The following is a 19,974-nucleotide window of genomic DNA, read 5'->3' as shown; positions in this document are numbered from 1 at the left end:
CCCGGGCTCAGAAAAGCGAGCAAATAAAGTCTGTGTTCTTAGCTAACGTCAGCCATGCCCTCCGTACCCCCCTGAATTCCATCATCGGATTCAGTGATATCATCCTGAAAGAGAAACCTGGCGTCCTGAAAGAGGAACAACTGACAGAGATGGTGACACACATCAACCACAACGGTCATCAGTTACTCTATTTCATCTCACAGCTGCTTGAACTCTCGAGTTTCGAGGGCAGCATGCTTACTTTCACGATGATTGAGGTGAACCTGGCAGAACTCATGGCCTCCTATCGGCGCGAGGCTCTGCGCGATGCCAGTCCTAATGTGTCCATTTACATCAGGACGACCCTGTCGCCGCACTGCAAGGCTACGCTCGACACCAACCTGATGCACCAACTGATTATGCACCTGCTACAGAATGCCGTACTCCATACCAAGGAGGGTAGTATTACCATGACCTACGAGCGTGAGCGAAAGGGAATGAAAGTAACCATCATCGACACAGGTGACGGTGTACCTCAGAAACTCCAGGAGAATATTTTCTCCATTCTTCAGCATGAAGACTCCCTGACCCTTGCCAACCAGACATCCGGGCTCGGCCTTTCTATCTGCAAGGCTATTGTAGACGCCTTGAACGGTGAAATCGGTCTCTCCTCTGAGGAAGGAAAGGGAACAACGGTATGGGTCTGGATCCCCTGTCACATGAGAGACATGACAAAGGGTATCTGAGAATCACAACCCATATAAGAAAAAGAACCTGACAGATAAAAATCTATCAGGTTTCTTTTTTCTGTCGGGATTACTGGACTCGAACCAGCGACCTCGCGCCCCCCAGACGTGTGCGCTACCAACTGCGCTAAATCCCGAACACTATGCTTAGCACTGACATGCTTTTGTCGAATGCGGATGCAAAGGTACACACATTTTACGAACTATGCAAATTTTCAGGCAACTTTTATTAGCTTTTAGTGAAAAACTGCAAAATATGAGCTATCTATGGCCGAAAATGCGTATCTTTGCATTGATATTTATGGAGCAATCATCAGAATGAAACAATATACACTTACTGCACCTGAAAGGTTGAGCAGCACCATCGGTCTGCCCGCCTCAAAAAGCATTTCCAACCGAGCTTTGATCATCTATGCACTGAGCGGTGGCAAGAGTCTGCCACAGAACCTCAGCGACTGCGACGACACAGAGGTCATCGTCAAGGCTCTGCAGCATATGCCCAAGGAGATCGACATCAAGGCAGCTGGTACGGCCATGCGGTTCATGACAGCCTACCTATGTGTGATGAAAGGTACACATATCATCACAGGAACAGAGCGGATGAAGCACCGTCCTATCGGTGTGTTAGTTGATGCCTTGAGAACACTGGGAGCGAATATCGATTACGAGGGAGAGACAGGCTTTCCACCACTCCGTATCACAGGCAGACAACTCAAGGGTGGTTTGCTGGAGATTCCCGGGAATATCAGTTCCCAATATATCTCCGCACTACTGATGATTGGTCCGATGCTGAAAGACGGTCTGACACTCAGACTGACAGGCGAGATTATCTCCCGGCCGTATATAGACCTCACACTCTGGACTATGAGGGAGTTTGGGGCAGAAGCAGACTGGACCGCAGTCGACACCATCACCGTCAGTCACAAGCCCTATCAGAATAGAGACTATTTCATTGAAAGCGACTGGAGCGGTGCCAGCTATTGGTATGAGATTCTGGCACTGATTGACGACCGGGAGTCGGAGGTCAGACTTACCGGACTCATGGACGGTTCTAAACAAGGTGACTCTGTCACACGTTACTTGTTCAGTCTGCTTGGTGTGAAGACCATCTTTGAGACTAAGGGAGAAGGCATCCCCCAGACCATCACCATCAAGAAGAACGGTCGCTGTGTGCCACGACTGGAATATGACTTCGTGAACTCTCCCGACCTGGCTCAGACCTTCGTCGTGGTCTGCGCAGCCAAGAATATCCCGTTCCACTTCACTGGACTATCGACACTGAAGATCAAGGAGACAGACCGCATAGAAGCTCTGAAGAAAGAGATGCGGAAGTTGGGGTACGTCATCCACGACTTCAACGACAGTGAACTGAAATGGGATGGAGAACGCTGTGAACCCTCATATGAGGAAGGCATCGACACCTACGAAGACCACCGCATGGCATTGGCCTTCGCACCTTATGCTCTGAAGATCGGTCAACTCAAGATCAATCATCCTCAGGTTGTCTCTAAATCATATCCCAGATACTGGGATGATCTTGTCAAAGCAGGATTCCAAATAGAAGAAGGTCAGAAAGAATGAATTTTGCCATCGTCTGTATCATAGCACTCATCTGTCTGGGTGTCATCGCCGGGATAGTCTCCTATTTCGACAAAGGTGAGGACACTATCACTACCGGGCATGACTGCTCGACATGCACTGCTGCTGACGAGGGATCATGTAAGATCCACTGTCTTTTAGAGGAAAAAAAGAACCAGAAGGGGAAAGATGAAGAATAGATGCGTAAGGCCATCCACATATTGCTGACAGGAGTTGCCATCGTCATGACGATGGTAGGTTGCTCTACACAGAAAAACACAGGCAACACACGATGGTGGCATTCCTTTAACGCCCGATACAACACCTTCTTTAATGGTTCACAGGCCTTCATCGACGGCAATCTGGAAAAGGAGAAAGGCAACAAAGACAATTACACGGAGCTGATACCTCTCTACGCGGTGGGCAACAAAGCCAGCCGTGATATCGGTAAAGGACAATACGATCTGACTATCGAGAAGTGCAGCAAAGCCATCAAGCAACACAGTATCAAGGTCAAGCCCGCATGGAACGGCAGCAAGCAAAAGACCGCGAAAGACCGCGAGTGGCTAGGACGTAGGGAATACAACCCTTTTCTTTGGAAAGTATGGTTGCTCATGGGTAAGGCACAGTTCCAGCAAGGAGCCTTCGACGAGGCTGCCGCCACCTTCTCATACATGAGTCGTCTATACCAGACACAACCTCTGCAGAACGGTCTTGCCAGAGCATGGCTTGCCAAATGCTACACGGAATTAGGATGGATGTACGATGCAGAGGATGTCATCCGGAACATGAATCGTGACTCTATGGACTTCCGTGCTGTCAAGGACTGGGACTACACCTATGCAAACTATTTCATCCGACATCAGGAGTACCAGAAGGCCCTCCCTTATCTCCACAAAGTTATCAAGCATGAGCGCCGACGGATACAGCGTGCCAGAGAGTGGTTCCTAATGGGACAGATACAACACCTGCTTGGGAACCGCGAACAAGCCTATAAGGCCTTCGAGAAGGTGGTCGGTTGTCACCCGCCGTATGAGTTGGAGTTCAACGCCCGCATCGCCCAGACTGAGGTCATGGCAGAGGGGACAAACGTCCATCAGATGATCAGTCGTCTGAAGCGGATGGCTGCCTCAGAGAACAATACAGACTATCTCGACCAGATCTATTATGCCATCGGCAACATCTACCTCACTCAGCGGGACACTACACAAGCCATCAACGCCTATGAGGACGGAGCACTTCTTTCTGTCAAAAATGGCATTGAGAAAGGTGTCTTGCTGCTCTCACTCGGAGACCTCTATTGGGATAAAGAGCGATTCTCTGATGCACAACGATGCTACGGGGAAGCCATCGGCCTGCTCGACAAAGACCATACGGGCTATGAAGAGCTGTCTTACCGATCGAAGGTCTTGGATGAACTGGTACCTTACACAGAGGCTATCCAACTGCAGGACTCTCTATTGGCACTCGCCGACATGCCAGAAGCTAAAAGACTGGAGGTGATAGACCGAGTGATCGACAATCTGAGGAAGAAAGAGGAAAAAGAACGGAAGGAACAGGCGATGGCAGAAGTCGAACAACAGCGTCAACAAGAGGATGGTTTACTTCCCAACACGATGTTGCCAACGACACCGACCTCCGGTAACGGGCAGTGGTACTTCTATAACCCCGTCGCAGTCAGCCAAGGAAAGACAGCTTTCCTGCGTCAGTGGGGAGCAAGGAAGAACATAGACAACTGGCAGCGTGTCAACCAGACTGTTGTTGCGGTGCCGTCCCCATCGGAAGATCCAGAAGAGGCTTTCTCCGATAGCCTTGAGGATACAGGATTGTCAGACGAGATAGAAGAGTCCTCTCTGAATACCTCCAACCCGCATCAACGAGACTATTACCTGGCACAGATCCCTTTCTCGGAGGAACAGAAGAAAAACAGTCACGACATCCTCAAGGATGCACTTCTACATGCCGGTATCATCTTCAAGGATAAACTCGACCGTTCTGCCTCATCACCCCATCTGTCGAGACATCTGCATCTCAGCGAGGATATGCTTACAAGACTGACGGAAGACTACCAGGACGACAAACGCATCGCCGAGGCATGGTATCATCTCTACCTCCTTTACGCCCGACAGAACAGACAACAACAGGCAGACAACTGTATCAGTCGGCTACAACATGATTTCCCAGAAAATGAATGGACACTTCTTCTCTCCGATCCCGACTATGCCATCAATGCTAAGTTCGGGGAGCATATCGAGGATTCCCTATATGCCGCCACCTACGAGGCATTCAAGAATAACCAATCTGAGATTGTAAGAGCCAATGTACAACTGTCTGCCGACCGTTTTCCCTTGGGAGATAATCGCGCCAAATTCATCTTCATAGATGGTCTCAGCCGGTTGAACGAAGGCGACAGAGATGGTTGTGCCAGTCAGCTCAAACTTGTAGTAGAGAGATACCCAGACAGCGAGGTAACCAGTCTCTCAGGTATGATCCTTAAAGGCATCCAAGAAGGACGGACGCCCTATGGAAACCTGTTCGAGATGAGCGATATCTGGACACGCAGGAGTACGGACCTAGCAGAAGACAGCACTGGCACCGCCACACTTAGCGATGAGCGCAACCAGCATTTCCTGTTTATCCTTATCTACCAACCGGACTCCGTTAATGCGAACCAGTTACTCTTCGAGATGGCCAGATACAATTTCTCGAACTTCCTGGTTCGTAACTTCGAGATTCTACAGATGCCTCTCGCAGGCGACCGTGCTGGAGCATGGCAGCAAATGCAGATCAGCGGTTTCCTCAATTATGACGAAGCGTTACAATACGCCCAGCAACTCTATGCCGACAATACCATGTCGACACGATTATCCCCCTGTCGTAGTCTCATTATCAGCGAGGTGAACCTGTCACTTATCGGTACGCGTTACAGCTACGATGACTATATGCAGTTCTACGAGAAGACCTTCCTCCCGATGAAGATCAGTGAGGAGAAACTGCTGATCCTTCCTGAGACCATTGAGCAGCCCGACATAGAAGAGACGGAGCCCTCACCTACCCCCACAAGGACAGATGACGGCATACAACCCGACAACAATCAACGGAAGCAGCAAGTACAGGATTTCGACTTCGGTGATGACTTCTGGTAAAAAAGATAACGATATGACAAATGGCATCCTACTTTGGGTAGACGACGAGATCGAGCAGTTAAAAGCCCATATCCTGTTCCTTGAGAAGAAAGGCTATGAGGTGGTAACCGTCAGCAACGGTACTGACGCTATTGATCTCTGTAAGGAGCGCAACTTCGATCTGGTGCTCCTAGACGAGCAGATGCCCGGTCTGAGTGGTCTGGAGACCCTTCAGAGACTCAAGGAGATACAGCCCTCGCTTCCCGCCGTCATGGTAACAAAGAGCGAGGAAGAGAACATCATGGAACAGGCCATCGGTCAGAAGATTGCCGACTATCTCATCAAGCCCGTGAATCCCAACCAGATCCTGCTGTCGCTCAAGAAGAACATCCACCGCCGCGCCATCGAGACCGAGGTGACACAGAGTCAATACCAACAGAGTTTCCAACAGATTGCCCTGCAGATCATGGACTGTCGGACATGGCAAGACTGGGCCGACGTCTATAAACGACTGGTACACTGGGAACTGGAGCTCAGTGCCACCGATAGCGACATGACAGATATGTTGCAGATGCAGAAGGAAGAGGCCAACAACGGCTTTGCCAAGTTCATCAAGAAGAACTATCTAAACTGGGTTAACCACTCCCAACCCTCTCCCACACTCTCACCAGACATCTTCAAGACCAAAGTATTCCCGTTGCTGAACGAAGGAAAAAAGGTTTTCCTCGTTGTCCTTGACAACTTCCGTTACGACCAATGGCGGACACTTGCTCAAGAAATCAGCGGACAGTTTGATATGGAGGAGAACCTATACTTCAGTATTCTGCCCACAGCTACCCAGTATGCACGCAATGCCATCTTCAGCGGTCTGATGCCAAACAAGATTGCAGAGATGTTCCCCGACCTATGGGTGGATGAGGATGAGGAAGAAGGAAAGAACCTGAACGAGGAGCCACTGATCCGAACACAGTTCGACCGGTACAGGAGAAAGGAGTCTTTCTCTTACCATAAGGTTAACAGCTCTGCCGATGCAGACAAGCTGCTTCAGCAATTCCATCTCCTTGAGAGAAACGATCTCAACGTCGTCGTCTTCAACTTCATCGACATGCTCAGTCATGCACGTACGGAATCAAAGATGGTCAGAGAACTCGCGAACAATGAAAGTGCCTACAGGAGTATCACACTCTCGTGGTTCCGCCACTCGGTCATCTCCGACTTCTTCAAGCTGCTGTCGCAGACAGGCCATACCGTCATTGTCACCACGGATCATGGCAGTATCCGTTGTACCAGCCCCGTCAAGATTATAGGCGATCGAAACACCAACACCAATCTGCGCTATAAGCTCGGTAAGAATCTGGCGCACGACGACAAGAGCCTCTTCGTCATCAAGGATCCCCAGGAGGCGCAGTTGCCTGCACCCAACCTTTCGACGAGTTATGTCTTCGCTACAGGCGACTCATTCTTCGCCTACCCGAATAACTACAATTATTACGTCTCCTATTATCGTGACACCTTCCAGCATGGAGGCATCTCGATGGAGGAGATGATCATACCACTCATCACCATGACAGGAAAGAAAAGATAAGAATCATATGGAAATCAAGATCAAAGACTTAGGAAACATCCAAGAAGCAGCCCGTCTGTTCATCGAGCAGATTGGCGATCACAAGGTTTTTGCCTTCTACGGTAAGATGGGAGCGGGTAAGACCACGTTCATCAAGGCTATCTGCGAGGAACTGGGCGTCAACGACGTCATCACCTCCCCCACCTTCGCCATCATCAACGAATATCGGACCTCTCCTAAAGGGAGACTCGTAGAGGCCACCATCTACCACTTCGACTTCTACCGTATCAAGAAACTGGAAGAAGTCTACGACATGGGGTATGAAGACTATTTCTACAGCGGGGCCCTCTGTTTCATCGAGTGGCCTGAGTTGATTGAAGAGCTGTTGCCCGAAGACACCGTGAAAGTCTGCATCACAGAAAACGGAGACGGGACACGCAGTATAGTCTGCTCATAACAATAATACCCTGCCGTTCTGGCAGGGTATTATTTATAAGTTCTGTTCCTGGAAGTCCAGGTCTGCCTGGACGACAAAGAACACCTCTTTCGGATCAAACGAGGAACTGACACCCTCTTCCTTTGCCCTCTTGCAGACAACGTCGGCCACGACATCCATATCTATGTCGACCTCATCGTCATTACTTTCCAGGATACCACTCGTAAAATAGTAATCCACGACGGCATCCATGATATACAGGATATCATCGTCACTGTAACGGTCCTTGAGTTCCGACGGTAGCTGCTCACGGATAAATGCCAACTCCCTCTGGTTCTCCTCTTCGTCAAGGCGAAGTTCCTCTTCCAGACTTGCCATAACTACAACAGGGCTTTGAATTTCTCGTCAAGCTTCGCCTTCGGCTGTGCGCCTACCAACTTGTCAACAACCTCTCCGTTCTTGAAGAACAGGATCGTAGGAATATTACGGATACCGAACTCTGCTGCCAGATCCTCATTATCCTCAACATCGCACTTGCCGACAACAATCTTGCCGTCGTACTCCTTTGCCAGTTCCGCAATGATAGGTGCCACCATACGGCAAGGGCCACACCATGTTGCCCAGAAATCCACTACCAGAGGCTGGTTGCCTGCTTTCAGACTTGCAAAGTTCTCATTTGTGATTGTTACTTCCATTGTCTTTTCCTTTTTAATGAATACTATGATATCAACTCTTCTGCAAATACCATGCCACTAATTAATCTTATAGTCGAGCATCTCATGTTTCTCGATATAGTCAATCAGCGTATGTCTCACATCCACACCTTTCTCCCGACTGCGTAAGAGCACATGATTTCGTCCCTGCGAGTCGCGCAACTGAAAGAAGAGTTTGGTGCGACCAGGATTCTCACTGATAATCTCATTCAGGTCGGCCACAACGTCTTCACTCAGCATATCGGCAACTAAGGAGATCGTTATGCGATCGATGGCCTTTTCCTTGACACTCTGCAGGTACTCCACGTTCTGGATCTTCAGCTCCATCTGGGTGCTATTCTGGAAACGTGGTCGCAACTTCGCCGTCACATATACCGAAGCCCCTTCGGTAAACATACCGTTCCATTGTCCCCAATCCCGACCGAACAGGGCTATCTCCCCGTTTCCTTCAAAGTCTTCTACGGTGACAAATCCGCAAGGCTCTCCACTCTTGGTAAACTTCTGACGGACGGCCGTTACGATACCACCAATAACGACATCCTCTCGTCCGTCAAGACTCTGTACGTCTGCCAAATCGGCACAAGTCGCATTGCAAAGATTGTCGAGAATAATCTTATACTCATCCAACGGATGGGCTGACAGGTAGATACCCACCAGATCGCGCTCTTTGTTCAGTCGTTCGATATCACTCCAACGCACATCAGACTTCGGTACAGGCGGTGTGGCAATCTCCACGCCATCGAAGCCACCGAACAACGAGTTCTGTGCCTGTACCTTTTCCATCTGATAGGTCTGTCCGTAACGCACCAGCGTATCCAGCCACTCCTCGCCTCTCGAGTTCGTAGCGAAATAGTCCTCTCGTCGGATTCCGAAGCTGTCGAAGCCGCCACTCAGTGCCAACGACTCGAAGGCCTTACGGTTCACATTACTCATATTAACACGCTCCGCAAAGTCAAAGATCGATTTATACGGACCGTTCTGTTCACGTTCAGAGATGATTGCCTGTGCAGCAGACTCTCCCATTCCTTTGATGGCACCCAGACCAAAGCGAATCTCACCATGGTGGTTCACACCAAACTTCTCGTAACTCTCGTTGACATCTGGTCCCAGTGTGGCAATACCCATCTGCTTACACTCGTCCATCAACTTCGTGATTTCCGTAATCTGGTCACGCCGACGACTCATGATGGCGGCCATGAATTCCGCCGGATAGTTAGCCTTCAGATAAGCTGTCTGATAGGCCACCCATGAGTAACAAGCTGCATGCGACTTATTAAAGGCATACGAAGCAAACTTCTCCCAATCGGCCCAGATTTTCTCCAGTATCTTCGGGTCATGTCCGTTCTTCTTACCACCCTCGATGAACTTCGGCTTCATCGCATCGACGATATCCTTTTTCTTCTTACCCATGGCCTTACGTAACGCGTCACTCTCACCTCGGGTAAAGTCGGCCAACTGTCTGGAGAGCAACATCACCTGCTCCTGATAGACGGTGATACCATAAGTATCCTTCAGGTACTTCTCCATACAGGGGATATCGTATTTGATCTCTTCACGACCGTTCTTACGAGCAATGAACGACGGGATATAGTCCATAGGTCCCGGTCGATAGAGGGCGTTCATGGCTATCAGGTCCTCAAAGACTGTCGGGTGCAGTTCACGGAGATATTTCTGCATACCGGCCGACTCAAACTGGAACGTGCCAACCGTACGTCCCTGCTGATATAGTTCATATGTCTTAGGGTCATCGATGGGTATATTATCGAGATCCACGTCAATGCCACGCGTACGTTTGATATTATCACAGGCCTCCTTCAACTCCGAGAGCGTCTTCAGACCCAAGAAGTCCATCTTAATCAGACCTGTCGACTCAATGACATGACCGTCATACTGCGTACAGTTCGTCTTCACGCCTTTGAAGTCCGGATCGTCGGCCGTCGATACAGGCACATGATCGCTGATCGGGTCCCGACAGATGATGAAGCCACAGGCATGGATGCCTGTACCACGTACAGTTCCCTCAAGCATCTTCGCATACTTGATTGTATTCGCCAATGCCGGGTCATTTGACGACTCCGCCTCTTGCAGTTCCCTCGTACACTTAATAGCATTGGGAAGATTCATCTTCATTCCCTCTGGCAGACGGTCAGGGATAGCCTTACAAAGCGCATTCGTAAGTCCGAGGGGTACTTTCTCCACACGAGCCACATCCTTGATGGAGTTCTTAGTGGCCATCGTGGCATAGGTGATGATATGGGCACAGTTCTCATGTCCATATTTATCCTCCACCCATTTCAGTACCCGACCACGTCCGTCATCGTCGAAGTCGGTATCGATATCAGGCAGAGATATTCGGTCCGGGTTCAGGAAACGCTCGAACAGCAAGTCATACTTTAATGGGTCGATTTTCGTAATACCTAGGCAGTAGGCCACCACACTTCCTGCCGCAGAACCACGCCCAGGTCCGACCATCACTCCCAGTTCATCACGTGCAGAATTGATAAAGTCTTGCACAATCAAGAAATAGCCAGGGAATCCCATGGTCTTCATGATATGGAGTTCGAACTTCACACGTTCGACGACATCATCAGGAATCGGGTCACCGTAGCGTCGCTTCGCACCAGCATAGGCCAGTTCAGCCAGATAGTCGGCCTCGAACTTGATACGATATAACTTATCGTATCCACCCAGTTTCTTGATTTTCTTCTCACCCTCTTCCGGAGGAAGCTGGTTCTGACCGTTCTCATCACTCGTAAACTCATCATAGAGCTGTTGCTCCGTGAATTTAGCACGCCACTCATCTTCCGTACCGAACGACTCCGGGATTGGGAAGAACGGCATGATCGGGTCATTATCCAGACTGTAGGTCTCCACCTTGTCAAGAATCTCCAATGTGTTTGACAAGGCTTCCGGCACATCCCCGAAGATATCATTCATCTCCTGACGGGTCTTGAACCACTCCTGCTTAGAATAAAGCATACGTGTCGGGTCGTCAAGATCCTTACCGGTAGAGAGACAAAGCAGGTGGTCATGGGCCTCAGCATTCTCCTTGTCCACGAAATGCGCATCATTCGTACATACTAATTTGATGCCATATTCCCTTGCCAACTCGATAAGCACTTTGTTTGCCTGCTGTTGCAGGGGGAATGTCTCACGGTTGGCACGGATCGTCGGGTCTGTCACCTCATGTCGCTGCAACTCCAGATAATAGTCATCGCCAAAGACACGTTTATGCCACTCTATCGACTCACGGGCACCAGCGATATCGCCTTTCAGGATCTTGGCCGGCACCTCACCGGCGATACAAGCAGAACAGACAATCAAGTCCTCATGATACTTCTCCAGCTCTTTATGGTCTGTTCGCGGACGGTTATAGAAACCATCAACCCAAGAGTTGCTCACCAGCTTGATCAGGTTCTTATAGCCACGATAGTTCTTAGCCAGCACAATCAAGTGATAGCCACCCAAGTCTTCCTTGGTCTCCTTCAGTCTCATGTCGCCGCGACGGGCCACATACATCTCACATCCGAAGATGGGTTTAAATGGTTCCAGTCCTTCCTTCTTCCTTTGCTTGTTGACGCCAACGCAGATATCATGAAACTCCTTCATGCCGAACATATCACCATGATCGGTGATGGCCATGCCCTTCATGCCGTCAGCGATAGCCTTGTCGACCAGTTTCTTGATACTGGACTGTCCATCCAATATAGAATAATATGTATGTACGTGTAGATGTACGAAATCTTCCATTATCAGTAATATTGTTGCTTCTGTCCCCTCCGGAGCTTTGCAAGGACAAGGCCCCTACAGGTCGAGGACAAAGTTACGCTGAAATCCCGAGAATGCCAAAAGAAAAACGTGAAAAGTTTGTAACTTCCGTAAAAATTACGTACCTTTGCACGCAAAACAAGAAACAATCAAAATAACTAATGGGAGAAAGAATCAAGAAACTAAAGAAGATCAGAATCCACCGTGAAGGCACCAACGAGCTCACCCTGAGCGCCTTGGTTGTCATTGGAATCGCCACGGTACTCTGGTATTCTTTCAATACAACCATACCGTTCTGGATTTTCATCATCATCTTCGGTACCGCCTGGCTGATGGCACTGAACTTCTATCGCTGTCCGATACGTTACTATAACGGTGACACCGAGAAGATGGTCGTTGCCCCTGCCGACGGCAGGATCGTTGTGATTGAGGAGACAGAAGAGAACGAGTATTTCCATGACAAGCGTCTGATGATCTCCATCTTCATGAGTCCGCTGAACGTGCATGCCAACTGGTTCCCCGTTGACGGAAAGGTCAAGTTCGTGCACCATCAGAACGGCAACTACCACAAAGCATGGCTGCCGAAGGCCAGCGAGGAGAACGAGCATGCCGACATCATGATCACGACCCCGGAGGGACAGGACATCCTGGTGAGACAGATAGCCGGAGCCATGGCACGCCGTATCGTCACCTATGCCAAGGATGGAGAGGAATGCTATATCGACGAGCACCTGGGTTTCATTAAGTTGGGCTCACGTGTGGATGTATTCCTTCCACTGGATACAGAAGTGCTCTGCCGTATGGATCAGCCCACGACAGGCGATCAGACCGTCATCGCAAAGTTAAAGTAGTCAAGAGTTCAAAATTCAATGTTCAATATTAAGAAGCATATACCGAACACCATTACCTGTTGCAACCTGATCTCTGGTTGCATTGCGACGTATTATGCTTTCCAGAGCGACTTTGACATGGCTCTGCTCTTTATCATCATAGGAGCGGCATTCGATTTCTTCGACGGCATGAGTGCCCGTTTGCTGAAGGTATCCTCTCCTATCGGAAAAGAGCTTGACTCACTGGCCGACGATATCACCTTCGGTTTTGCGCCGTCGGCCGTCGTGTTCAGTTACCTTTGTGGTTTTCACATCCACTGCCCGTTCGTACCTTTCCTGGCCTTTATCATGGCGGCCTTCTCTGCCCTCCGATTGGCGAAATTTAATCTCGACGAGCGTCAGGCTTTAGGCTTCATCGGTCTGCCGACTCCTGCCAACGCCCTTTTCTGGGGATCGCTCATCGTGGCTCTTGAGCAACAAGGGTTTACGTTCTGCGGGATGGAGTGGGTTATTCTTTTGGGTGTATTAATCAGCAGCTACCTGCTTGTTGCCGAGATTCCCATGTTTGCATTGAAGTTCAAGCACTGGGGATGGAAAGGCAATGAGGTTAAATACATTTTCATTCTCTCTTGCATACCTCTGCTGTTGCTCTTTGGCATCGGAGCCTTTGCAGTTATCATCGCATGGTATGTTATTCTGTCCGTTGCTACAAAGAAAGAAAACTAAAAGCCTGGCTTTACATGCGTATTATTTTTGCGGTTATCCTATTTGCTTTTATTGCCATCGCTATCATTGTGATGGTCATCATCAATTTCGCATATAGGGGTATCAAGAAGATGAGAGAGGCGGCCGAAGACAGCTACTATATTCGTCAGAAACGCAAGGAGCAGAAAGAGAAGAATCCCTTCGGCAACGACTATTTCAAAAGCGCCGACAGCAAGAGCCAGGGCTCTCGTCCCCAGCGCCAATATACCAGTTCCGCACAATCAGGACAGTCGAAGAGTTCTGCTCAAGAAAGAACCACTACCCGTAAGACGACTACGAGCAGTGGTGTAACAATCATCGACGACCGCGAGACCGAAGAGAAGAAAAAGATCTTCGATCATAACGATGGCGAATACGTAGAGTTCGAAGAAGTCGGCGAATGACCAAAAGCCACGTACGTTCGTGCTGACAGTCAGACGATGGCCGACTCACCATAGAGGCGCTTAATTGTGCACGAGGGTACCTATCTGTTCCCCGTTCATCACCTTCTTCAGATTACCCACGACATCCATGTTAAAGACATAGATAGGCAGGTTATTATCCTGACACATACAGATGGCTGTCAGGTCCATCACCTTCAGTCCCCGTGCCAGTACCTCCTTATAAGTAATCTCGTCAAACTTCTGGGCTGTCGGGTCCTTCTCCGGGTCAGCCGTATAGACGCCATCCACACGTGTACCCTTCAACATCACGTCGGCCTCGATCTCTATACCACGCAAGGAAGAGCCCGTATCGGTCGTAAAGTACGGAGAACCAGTACCGGCAGAGAAGATACACACATATCCGGCCTCCATCGCCTCGATGGCGTTCCATTTTGTGTAGTACTCGCCTATCGGCTCCATGCGGATAGCCGTCATCACCTTGTTCTTTACACCGATAGCCCCAAGAGCACTGCTCAGGGCCAGAGAGTTGATGACCGTGGCACACATTCCCATCTGATCACCTTTCACGCGGTCGAACCCCTTCTGTGAACCCGAAAGGCCACGGAAGATGTTACCACCACCAATGACGATACCGATCTGCACCCCCATCTCACTGATCTCCTTAATCTGCTGGGCATAGTCGCTCAGTCGTTCAGGGTCGATGCCATAGCCCTGCTGTCCCATCAGGCTCTCACCAGAGAGCTTCAGAAGGATTCTTTTAAATCTTGCCATACCTTATATAATATTTAAATCTCTGTTACACGACAAACTGCACCTGTTTGAATGCATACACCCGTCTTTTACCGTCGGTATCCCGTAATATCAGATGCCCGTCGGAGGCCACATCGACGAGGGTAGCCGAGAAGCGCCCCTTTTCATCCCTGTAAACCGCCTCTTTTCCCTTACGAAACAGTCTGCTTCGATAGGCCAGACCGCATGTCTCTCTCATGGAAGCCGTTTGAAACGAATCGAGGAACGCCTGGAGTAACTCCTCCCTGTCTGTATCCCGTCCCAAGATTTGCCTCAGCGATACCGGGTTGGGCGCATCACTCAGGAACACCTCTTGGTTCACATTCAGGCCGATGCCGATAATGCTATCCCTGATGACACCACCTTGCAAACGGTTCTCAATCAGGATACCACACAGTTTCCCGTCACCATAATAGATGTCGTTCGGCCACTTGATTTCCACCCGACGGTCAGGGAGATAGGCGTCGAGTGCCTCGCATAACGCCACCGACACGGTCTCCGATATCTGCCATTGCCGACTAATCGGAATCTGCTCTGGGTGAATCATCATGGAGAACGTCAGGTTCTTCCCCCGCACCGACTCCCAGCTGTTCGTTCCGCAGCCTTTTCCTGCTGTCTGATGCTCAGCTGCCACCACGACGACAGCACCAGGAGAGTCTGCCTCCACCATATGCCCGTTGTCACGCAGCCACCGATTGGTCGAATCCGTCTCTTCAATATGTACGACCTTGAAACCCATATTGACTGCAAAGATACGAAAATTATTCATAATACATGATTGGCAGATCATATTATTTTTCTATCTTTGCAACATGATAACAGAAGAACAACAGAAAAAAGACGAGCGTTACATGCAGATGGCGCTCGACGAGGCACAACAGGCGTATGAGGCCGGTGAGATACCTATCGGTGCCGTCATCGTATGTAAGGATCGGGTGATTTCCCGAGCCCATAATCTGACAGAGACCCTCTGTGATGTCACGGCACATGCCGAAATGCAGGCCATCACGGCCGCCGCCAACACGTTAGGCGGCAAATATCTCACGGAATGCACGCTCTACGTCACCGTAGAGCCTTGTACGATGTGCGCCGGTGCCATCGGTTGGGCACAGATTCCCAGAATCGTTTATGGTGCCCTCGACGAGAAACGAGGCTATCATGAATATGCCCCGAAGGCCATGCACCCCAAGGCAGAGGTGACGGGAGGCGTACTCGAAGAAGAATGCCGCAGTCTGATGCAGAGTTTCTTCAGATCAAAGCGATAGATCATTTATTTTGTTAAAGTATGTATAATGCAATGCAATTGCACAGTGCCAAACTACATTTGCAAGTAGAAATACTTCAATATAGTTTTATACACTTAACATTTTAAATTAACAGAATTATGAAAAAGATTTTTATGAATGCGCTCTCAAACGAAGAGCTGGCAAAGATTAACGGTGGTGTCGCTCCCGACAAGGACGGTAAGACTTGCACTGAGCATGGATTGGAGAAGTTCCTTCACCCCTTCGACCCCATCGGTCCCTCTTTCCCCTTCCCTCTCAACTAAATGAGTCCATCTGATTAAAAAAATCCCCTTTCGCCTGATTGACGAAAGGGGATTTTCTTTTATTCCATATAGTCAAACTGACTTTGCCATAACTTGTAATAAGTCTCTTTTGCTTCCATCAGTTCATGATGCGTGCCTTCCTCCTTCAGTCTTCCGTTTTCCAGCACAACGATCTTATCCGCATGCATGACCGTACTCAGTCGGTGCGCAATGATAATAATGGTCTTATTCTCACGGGCCAGTTGAGTAACAGCCTCCTTGACATACTTCTCAGACAGAGAGTCCAGCGAAGAAGTGGCCTCATCGAAGATGATGATCTCTGGCTCCTTATAGAGCGCACGAGCGATTGCGATTCTCTGACGCTCACCACCAGAGAGCGATGCACCATGTTCACCGATCTGAGTATTGAATCCCTGGGGTAGTCCTTTGATAAAGTCCTCCAGTCCGAGCATCCGGATCAGGTCGTTCACTCTCTTGATATCTGGGTTGAAATCACCAATAGCGATATTCTCAAGAACCGTTCCCTGGAACAGTTCAATCTGCTGCGGAACCGTACCGATATGCTCACGCAGACTGTTGTTGGCGATCTGGGATATATCATAGTTGCCGATACGTATACACCCATCGTTGACAGGATAGATATGCTGCAACAGCGACATCATCGTTGTCTTGCCCGATCCACTCTCACCGACAATGGCCGTCGTCTGACCCTTCCTGAACTTTAGACTCAGTCCCTCAAAGACATCCTTACGAGTGCCATAACGGAACGTCACATCCTCAAAAGTGATATCGTCGATCATCTCCCTCGTCAGTTCCATCTTTCCACTTTCATCCTGCTCTCTCTCCAAGTCCATGATCTGGAACAGACGGTCGGCTGCGATATTGGCATTCTGCAACTGCTGGTTAGACGTGATCAGAGACTGTAAGGGCGACAACACATAGCCAACCAGAGAGTAGAACATCATCAAGGTTCCCGGAGTGATATCCTTGCTGACCACATAGTTACTTCCGACCCACAGCACAGTGATGGTGATACCGGTAGAGACGAACGTAAGTCCACCTCCAATCATGATACTTCCATAAGCAGCCCTATAGGTATCCTTAAGGAGACGCACAAAGCGGTTCTCGGTCTTGATATTTGCGAATTCCTCCAGTCCGAAGCGCTTCACCGTGATGATGGCATTCAACGACTCCACCAGATGCGATTCCAGATCCGCACTTTTCTCCATGATCTTCCTCAGGAACTTCTTGTTCAGTTTATTGTAGATCAGGAATAAGACGGTAAACAGAGGCGCAGAGATCAAGGTAATCAAAGCCAGCTGCCAAGAATAGATGAACATGACAAAGACGGTCACGACCAATATCATCACATTGACCACCAATCCCAGGAACACATCATTAATAAAGGTACGTATCTTCACCGCATCGTTGACTCGTGAGATGATCTCACCCACCCGCATGGTGTCGAAGAACTGCTGAGGCAAGCTCAGGATATGCTTATAGTACCCCAATATCAACGAAGCATCTATCCGCTGTCCCGTCTTCAAGGCGAGGATACTTTTCATCGCACCGATAAACACCTGGAGCACCAGGATCATCAGCATGACCACACTCATCATGTTAAGCAGGTTCAAGTTCTCATCGACCAGCACATAGTCGGTGATCTTGCCGACGTATATGGAGGTAGAGAGTCCCAGAATACTGCATATCAATGCGCCAAACAGCGCCTGGATCATGACACTCTTGTGAGGTGCCAACAGACTGACGAACTTTGAGAAGTTACTTTTCGTCTCCTTACCCTGGCGAAAGGTCTCGTTGGGTTCCATGATGACCAAGACACCTGTCCACATCTTCAGGAATTCCTCTTTCTTCACCTTATGCATATCACCGTCTGCCGGATCCATATACGTGATGAACTCATCCTTCACCTTATAGATCACGACGAAATGAAGCAATTGGTTCTTCACCTGAACATGTGCGACTGCCGGCAACGGAATCATCGTCAGTGCCTCTGGCTGGGCTCTCACGCCCTTGGCCGTGAAACCAAGTTTCTCTGCAGCCTTGATCATACCAAGGATATTGGTTCCTTTCTTATCAGTATATGCATATTGGCGGATACGTGCCACTGGGAAGCGGAGCCCGTAATATGCACAGATTGAAGCCAATGAGGCTGCACCGCAATCAGTGATATCCTGTTGTTTGATTTTGATATTGCTATTCATAATGTCTGCATACTATTTGTTTAACTTGTTCTGGGTCGGGTTCACCCAATGATCTATGTTATGATAGAGGATATCGAAGAGCGACCTCTTGGTCACCACGAAATGTGCAAGTGCCGTCATGCCTTTCTTGACCCTGCCGATACGGCCAGTCGACTTCAGCGTCAGGAAATCCTTCGTCAGCTTCACCTTCACCTTATACAGATAGCCGTTGTTCTCATCGGTAATAAAGTCGGATGATATCTGAGTGACGATGCCCTCCAGCTGTCCCCATTCATTGTAGTTGAACGACTCCAACTGTACCTTCACGGGCATGCCTTCTTGTATAAAGGCGATATCCTTCGGCGCCACATATGCCTCCAGATAGAGCGTTGAGTCAGGACTGACAAAGGCCAACTGAGTCCCGGCCTGTAGGTTCAGTCCTCGATAGATACCATTAAACTGTTCGATGGTACCATTCACAGGCGAGCACACGGTAAACAGTTCCTTATCCACCTGATTTGACTTGATATTCGATGTCGCCTCATTTCTCTGGTTGTTCAGGTTGTTACGGTCTGTCTGCCATACGCTCATCTGGTTCTGCACCAATGATTTCAACTCGTTCTCCTTGTCCTGGTACTGATACAGATAACGGTTATACTCCTCCTCACTGATCAGATGCTTATCAAAAAGAGCCTTATTGCGCAGCCATTCTGCCTTATACTGATTGATGTCCGTCTGTATCTGCTCCTTCTTGGACAAGAAACTCAGATACTCCTGCTGACGGGCAGACGACTGGAATACAGGCGGTCTGCCGCCCCGTGCCAGATAAGTCAGATCGGCATACTGTTGGTTGATGTCCAACAACACATTCTCCTGCAGACCGATCCGGGTATCAGCCGAACTCGTTCGGAAACGCAGGATCGGCTGTCCTTTCACCAGATGGTCGCCCTCAGTCACAAAGACCTCATCCACAATCTCAGAGATGGGAGCCACGATCACGCTACGTTCCGCCTGCGGACGAATCACCCCCATTCCCGCTACAGAGATGTCTACATTAATAAATGGAAGAGACACCAATGCCGCTGCAACAGCCAGAACCACGACGATGTAGATATAATGCGACTTGGTCTTGTGCTGATACAGATAATTCTCCAGACTATCCTCAATCCATCCTTGAGGTAATATTTGATTGTTCTCCATAACCTTTATAAAAATCTTCTTCTTCCGTCAACATTCACTGTTATCTCAAAATCGAAGCCATCATAATAGTAATATGTGCCGCGAGTGCGGTCATATTTCACCTGGGCCCCTATATCATTGAAGAACTCCAGCAGATTGAATAACTGTCTACGGCTAATACGTAACTTACTCGCGAACTCGTCTGGCGTGCCAGTAGCCCGGTGTTTAATAAGGTAATTGATCCGGTTTAATCTTTCGATTTCATTAAATAATACCATAATGGGTCTAGTTTTTAGGTTTATTCTTTACTAAATTTGGTAATCTTTGCCACAAAATTATAGGGTGTGTCTCTCAATCACAAAAAAATCG

18 protein-coding genes and 1 tRNA gene are annotated in these 19,974 nt (G+C 49.1%); 11 read left to right on the top strand and 8 right to left on the bottom strand.

What is annotated here, in order from left to right; all coding sequences use genetic code 11:
- Nucleotides 1–32: 32 nt before the first annotated feature.
- Nucleotides 33–725, top strand: coding sequence for a sensor histidine kinase (locus BLU99_RS09330; RefSeq protein WP_176771107.1), 693 nt, complete (start codon nt 33–35; stop codon nt 723–725).
- A 64-nt stretch (nt 726–789) separates the two neighbouring features.
- Here BLU99_RS09330 and BLU99_RS09325 read toward each other — a convergent pair.
- Nucleotides 790–862: transfer RNA gene (locus tag BLU99_RS09325), tRNA-Pro, on the bottom strand.
- 181 nt (nt 863–1,043) lie between these two features.
- On the opposite strand from BLU99_RS09325, the gene BLU99_RS09320 reads away from it, so the two are divergent.
- The 5 genes from BLU99_RS09320 to tsaE are packed head-to-tail and all read left to right on the top strand — an operon-like array spanning nt 1,044 to nt 7,449.
- A complete protein-coding gene (locus BLU99_RS09320) occupies nt 1,044–2,306 on the top strand; it encodes a 3-phosphoshikimate 1-carboxyvinyltransferase (RefSeq protein WP_091901375.1) in 1,263 nt (420 codons plus the stop codon).
- Nucleotides 2,303–2,503 carry a hypothetical protein gene (locus BLU99_RS09315; protein ID WP_091901374.1) on the top strand — a complete coding sequence of 67 codons (201 nt, stop codon included), beginning with the start codon at nt 2,303–2,305 and terminating at the stop codon, nt 2,501–2,503. The genes BLU99_RS09320 and BLU99_RS09315 overlap by 4 nt, the downstream gene beginning before the upstream one ends.
- On the top strand, nt 2,504–5,449 hold the full coding sequence (locus BLU99_RS09310; RefSeq protein ID WP_255397529.1) for a type IX secretion system periplasmic lipoprotein PorW/SprE: 2,946 nt from the start codon (nt 2,504–2,506) through the stop codon (nt 5,447–5,449).
- Between the two features lie 13 nt (nt 5,450–5,462).
- Nucleotides 5,463–7,013 (top strand): T9SS response regulator signal transducer PorX, encoded by a 1,551-nt coding sequence (locus BLU99_RS09305; protein ID WP_091901615.1) that lies wholly within the window; start codon nt 5,463–5,465, stop codon nt 7,011–7,013.
- 7 nt (nt 7,014–7,020) lie between these two features.
- A complete protein-coding gene (gene tsaE, locus BLU99_RS09300) occupies nt 7,021–7,449 on the top strand; it encodes a tRNA (adenosine(37)-N6)-threonylcarbamoyltransferase complex ATPase subunit type 1 TsaE (RefSeq protein ID WP_091901371.1) in 429 nt (142 codons plus the stop codon).
- A gap of 33 nt (nt 7,450–7,482) precedes the next feature.
- Here tsaE and BLU99_RS09295 read toward each other — a convergent pair whose 3' ends face one another.
- From BLU99_RS09295 to dnaE, 3 genes are read right to left on the bottom strand one after another with little or no spacing between them, the layout of a single operon-like run.
- Nucleotides 7,483–7,806 carry a hypothetical protein gene (locus tag BLU99_RS09295; RefSeq protein ID WP_091901368.1) on the bottom strand — a complete coding sequence of 108 codons (324 nt, stop codon included), beginning with the start codon at nt 7,804–7,806 and terminating at the stop codon, nt 7,483–7,485.
- 2 nt (nt 7,807–7,808) lie between these two features.
- Nucleotides 7,809–8,123, bottom strand: a complete 315-nt coding sequence (trxA, locus tag BLU99_RS09290) for a thioredoxin (RefSeq protein ID WP_091901365.1) — start codon at nt 8,121–8,123, stop codon at nt 7,809–7,811.
- A gap of 57 nt (nt 8,124–8,180) precedes the next feature.
- Complete coding sequence (gene dnaE / locus BLU99_RS09285) at nt 8,181–11,891, bottom strand: DNA polymerase III subunit alpha (protein WP_091901363.1); 3,711 nt, start codon at nt 11,889–11,891, stop codon at nt 8,181–8,183.
- A 179-nt stretch (nt 11,892–12,070) separates the two neighbouring features.
- On the opposite strand from dnaE, the gene BLU99_RS09280 reads away from it, so the two are divergent.
- From BLU99_RS09280 to BLU99_RS09270, 3 genes are read left to right on the top strand one after another with little or no spacing between them, the layout of a single operon-like run.
- Nucleotides 12,071–12,760: a phosphatidylserine decarboxylase family protein gene (locus tag BLU99_RS09280; protein ID WP_091901360.1), complete on the top strand. Its 690-nt coding sequence runs from the start codon at nt 12,071–12,073 to the stop codon at nt 12,758–12,760.
- Between the two features lie 27 nt (nt 12,761–12,787).
- Nucleotides 12,788–13,465, top strand: a complete 678-nt coding sequence (gene pssA, locus BLU99_RS09275; RefSeq protein WP_091901613.1) for a CDP-diacylglycerol--serine O-phosphatidyltransferase — start codon at nt 12,788–12,790, stop codon at nt 13,463–13,465.
- A 14-nt stretch (nt 13,466–13,479) separates the two neighbouring features.
- Complete coding sequence (locus BLU99_RS09270) at nt 13,480–13,887, top strand: DUF4834 family protein (protein ID WP_176771106.1); 408 nt, start codon at nt 13,480–13,482, stop codon at nt 13,885–13,887.
- Between the two features lie 60 nt (nt 13,888–13,947).
- Here the strand turns inward: BLU99_RS09270 and pyrH are convergent, their stop codons facing one another.
- Both pyrH and BLU99_RS09260 read right to left on the bottom strand, forming a co-directional pair.
- Entirely contained in the window at nt 13,948–14,658 is a 711-nt protein-coding gene (gene pyrH, locus BLU99_RS09265) for a UMP kinase (RefSeq protein ID WP_091901356.1), read from the bottom strand.
- A gap of 25 nt (nt 14,659–14,683) precedes the next feature.
- Nucleotides 14,684–15,445, bottom strand: a complete 762-nt coding sequence (locus BLU99_RS09260) for a biotin--[acetyl-CoA-carboxylase] ligase (protein ID WP_176771105.1) — start codon at nt 15,443–15,445, stop codon at nt 14,684–14,686.
- 43 nt (nt 15,446–15,488) lie between these two features.
- On the opposite strand from BLU99_RS09260, the gene BLU99_RS09255 reads away from it, so the two are divergent.
- On the top strand, nt 15,489–15,941 hold the full coding sequence (locus tag BLU99_RS09255) for a nucleoside deaminase (protein ID WP_091901354.1): 453 nt from the start codon (nt 15,489–15,491) through the stop codon (nt 15,939–15,941).
- 119 nt (nt 15,942–16,060) lie between these two features.
- Entirely contained in the window at nt 16,061–16,225 is a 165-nt protein-coding gene (locus tag BLU99_RS12175) for a bacteriocin (protein WP_144006125.1), read from the top strand.
- Between the two features lie 59 nt (nt 16,226–16,284).
- Here BLU99_RS12175 and BLU99_RS09250 read toward each other — a convergent pair whose 3' ends face one another.
- Nucleotides 16,285–18,447: a peptidase domain-containing ABC transporter gene (locus BLU99_RS09250; protein WP_091901352.1), complete on the bottom strand. Its 2,163-nt coding sequence runs from the start codon at nt 18,445–18,447 to the stop codon at nt 16,285–16,287.
- A 12-nt stretch (nt 18,448–18,459) separates the two neighbouring features.
- The gene (locus BLU99_RS09245; protein ID WP_091901350.1) at nt 18,460–19,626 is read right to left on the bottom strand and encodes an HlyD family secretion protein; all 1,167 of its coding nucleotides are present in this window, start codon (nt 19,624–19,626) and stop codon (nt 18,460–18,462) included.
- Between the last annotated feature and the right edge of the window lie 348 nt (nt 19,627–19,974).

Source organism: Prevotella sp. lc2012 (assembly GCF_900107065.1).
In the GTDB taxonomy this organism is placed as follows: domain Bacteria; phylum Bacteroidota; class Bacteroidia; order Bacteroidales; family Bacteroidaceae; genus Prevotella.
The sequence above is the reverse complement of the archived record's forward strand: the minus strand, read 5'-3'. Positions and strand labels throughout refer to the sequence as shown.

What these genes read in the sequence shown, in the direction of transcription:
- BLU99_RS09280 (WP_091901360.1), top strand. Translation starts at nt 12,071, where the DNA reads ATGGGAGAAAGAATCAAGAAACTAAAGAAGATCAGAATCCACCGTGAA.
- pyrH (WP_091901356.1), bottom strand. Translation starts at nt 14,658, where the DNA reads ATGGCAAGATTTAAAAGAATCCTTCTGAAGCTCTCTGGTGAGAGCCTG.
- BLU99_RS09315 (WP_091901374.1), top strand. Translation starts at nt 2,303, where the DNA reads ATGAATTTTGCCATCGTCTGTATCATAGCACTCATCTGTCTGGGTGTC.
- trxA (WP_091901365.1), bottom strand. Translation starts at nt 8,123, where the DNA reads ATGGAAGTAACAATCACAAATGAGAACTTTGCAAGTCTGAAAGCAGGC.
- BLU99_RS09270 (WP_176771106.1), top strand. Translation starts at nt 13,480, where the DNA reads ATGCGTATTATTTTTGCGGTTATCCTATTTGCTTTTATTGCCATCGCT.
- tsaE (WP_091901371.1), top strand. Translation starts at nt 7,021, where the DNA reads ATGGAAATCAAGATCAAAGACTTAGGAAACATCCAAGAAGCAGCCCGT.
- dnaE (WP_091901363.1), bottom strand. Translation starts at nt 11,891, where the DNA reads ATGGAAGATTTCGTACATCTACACGTACATACATATTATTCTATATTG.
- BLU99_RS09245 (WP_091901350.1), bottom strand. Translation starts at nt 19,626, where the DNA reads ATGGAGAACAATCAAATATTACCTCAAGGATGGATTGAGGATAGTCTG.
- BLU99_RS09320 (WP_091901375.1), top strand. Translation starts at nt 1,044, where the DNA reads ATGAAACAATATACACTTACTGCACCTGAAAGGTTGAGCAGCACCATC.
- BLU99_RS09295 (WP_091901368.1), bottom strand. Translation starts at nt 7,806, where the DNA reads ATGGCAAGTCTGGAAGAGGAACTTCGCCTTGACGAAGAGGAGAACCAG.
- BLU99_RS09305 (WP_091901615.1), top strand. Translation starts at nt 5,463, where the DNA reads ATGACAAATGGCATCCTACTTTGGGTAGACGACGAGATCGAGCAGTTA.
- BLU99_RS09260 (WP_176771105.1), bottom strand. Translation starts at nt 15,445, where the DNA reads ATGAATAATTTTCGTATCTTTGCAGTCAATATGGGTTTCAAGGTCGTA.
- BLU99_RS09310 (WP_255397529.1), top strand. Translation starts at nt 2,504, where the DNA reads ATGCGTAAGGCCATCCACATATTGCTGACAGGAGTTGCCATCGTCATG.
- BLU99_RS09250 (WP_091901352.1), bottom strand. Translation starts at nt 18,447, where the DNA reads ATGAATAGCAATATCAAAATCAAACAACAGGATATCACTGATTGCGGT.
- BLU99_RS09255 (WP_091901354.1), top strand. Translation starts at nt 15,489, where the DNA reads ATGATAACAGAAGAACAACAGAAAAAAGACGAGCGTTACATGCAGATG.
- BLU99_RS12175 (WP_144006125.1), top strand. Translation starts at nt 16,061, where the DNA reads ATGAAAAAGATTTTTATGAATGCGCTCTCAAACGAAGAGCTGGCAAAG.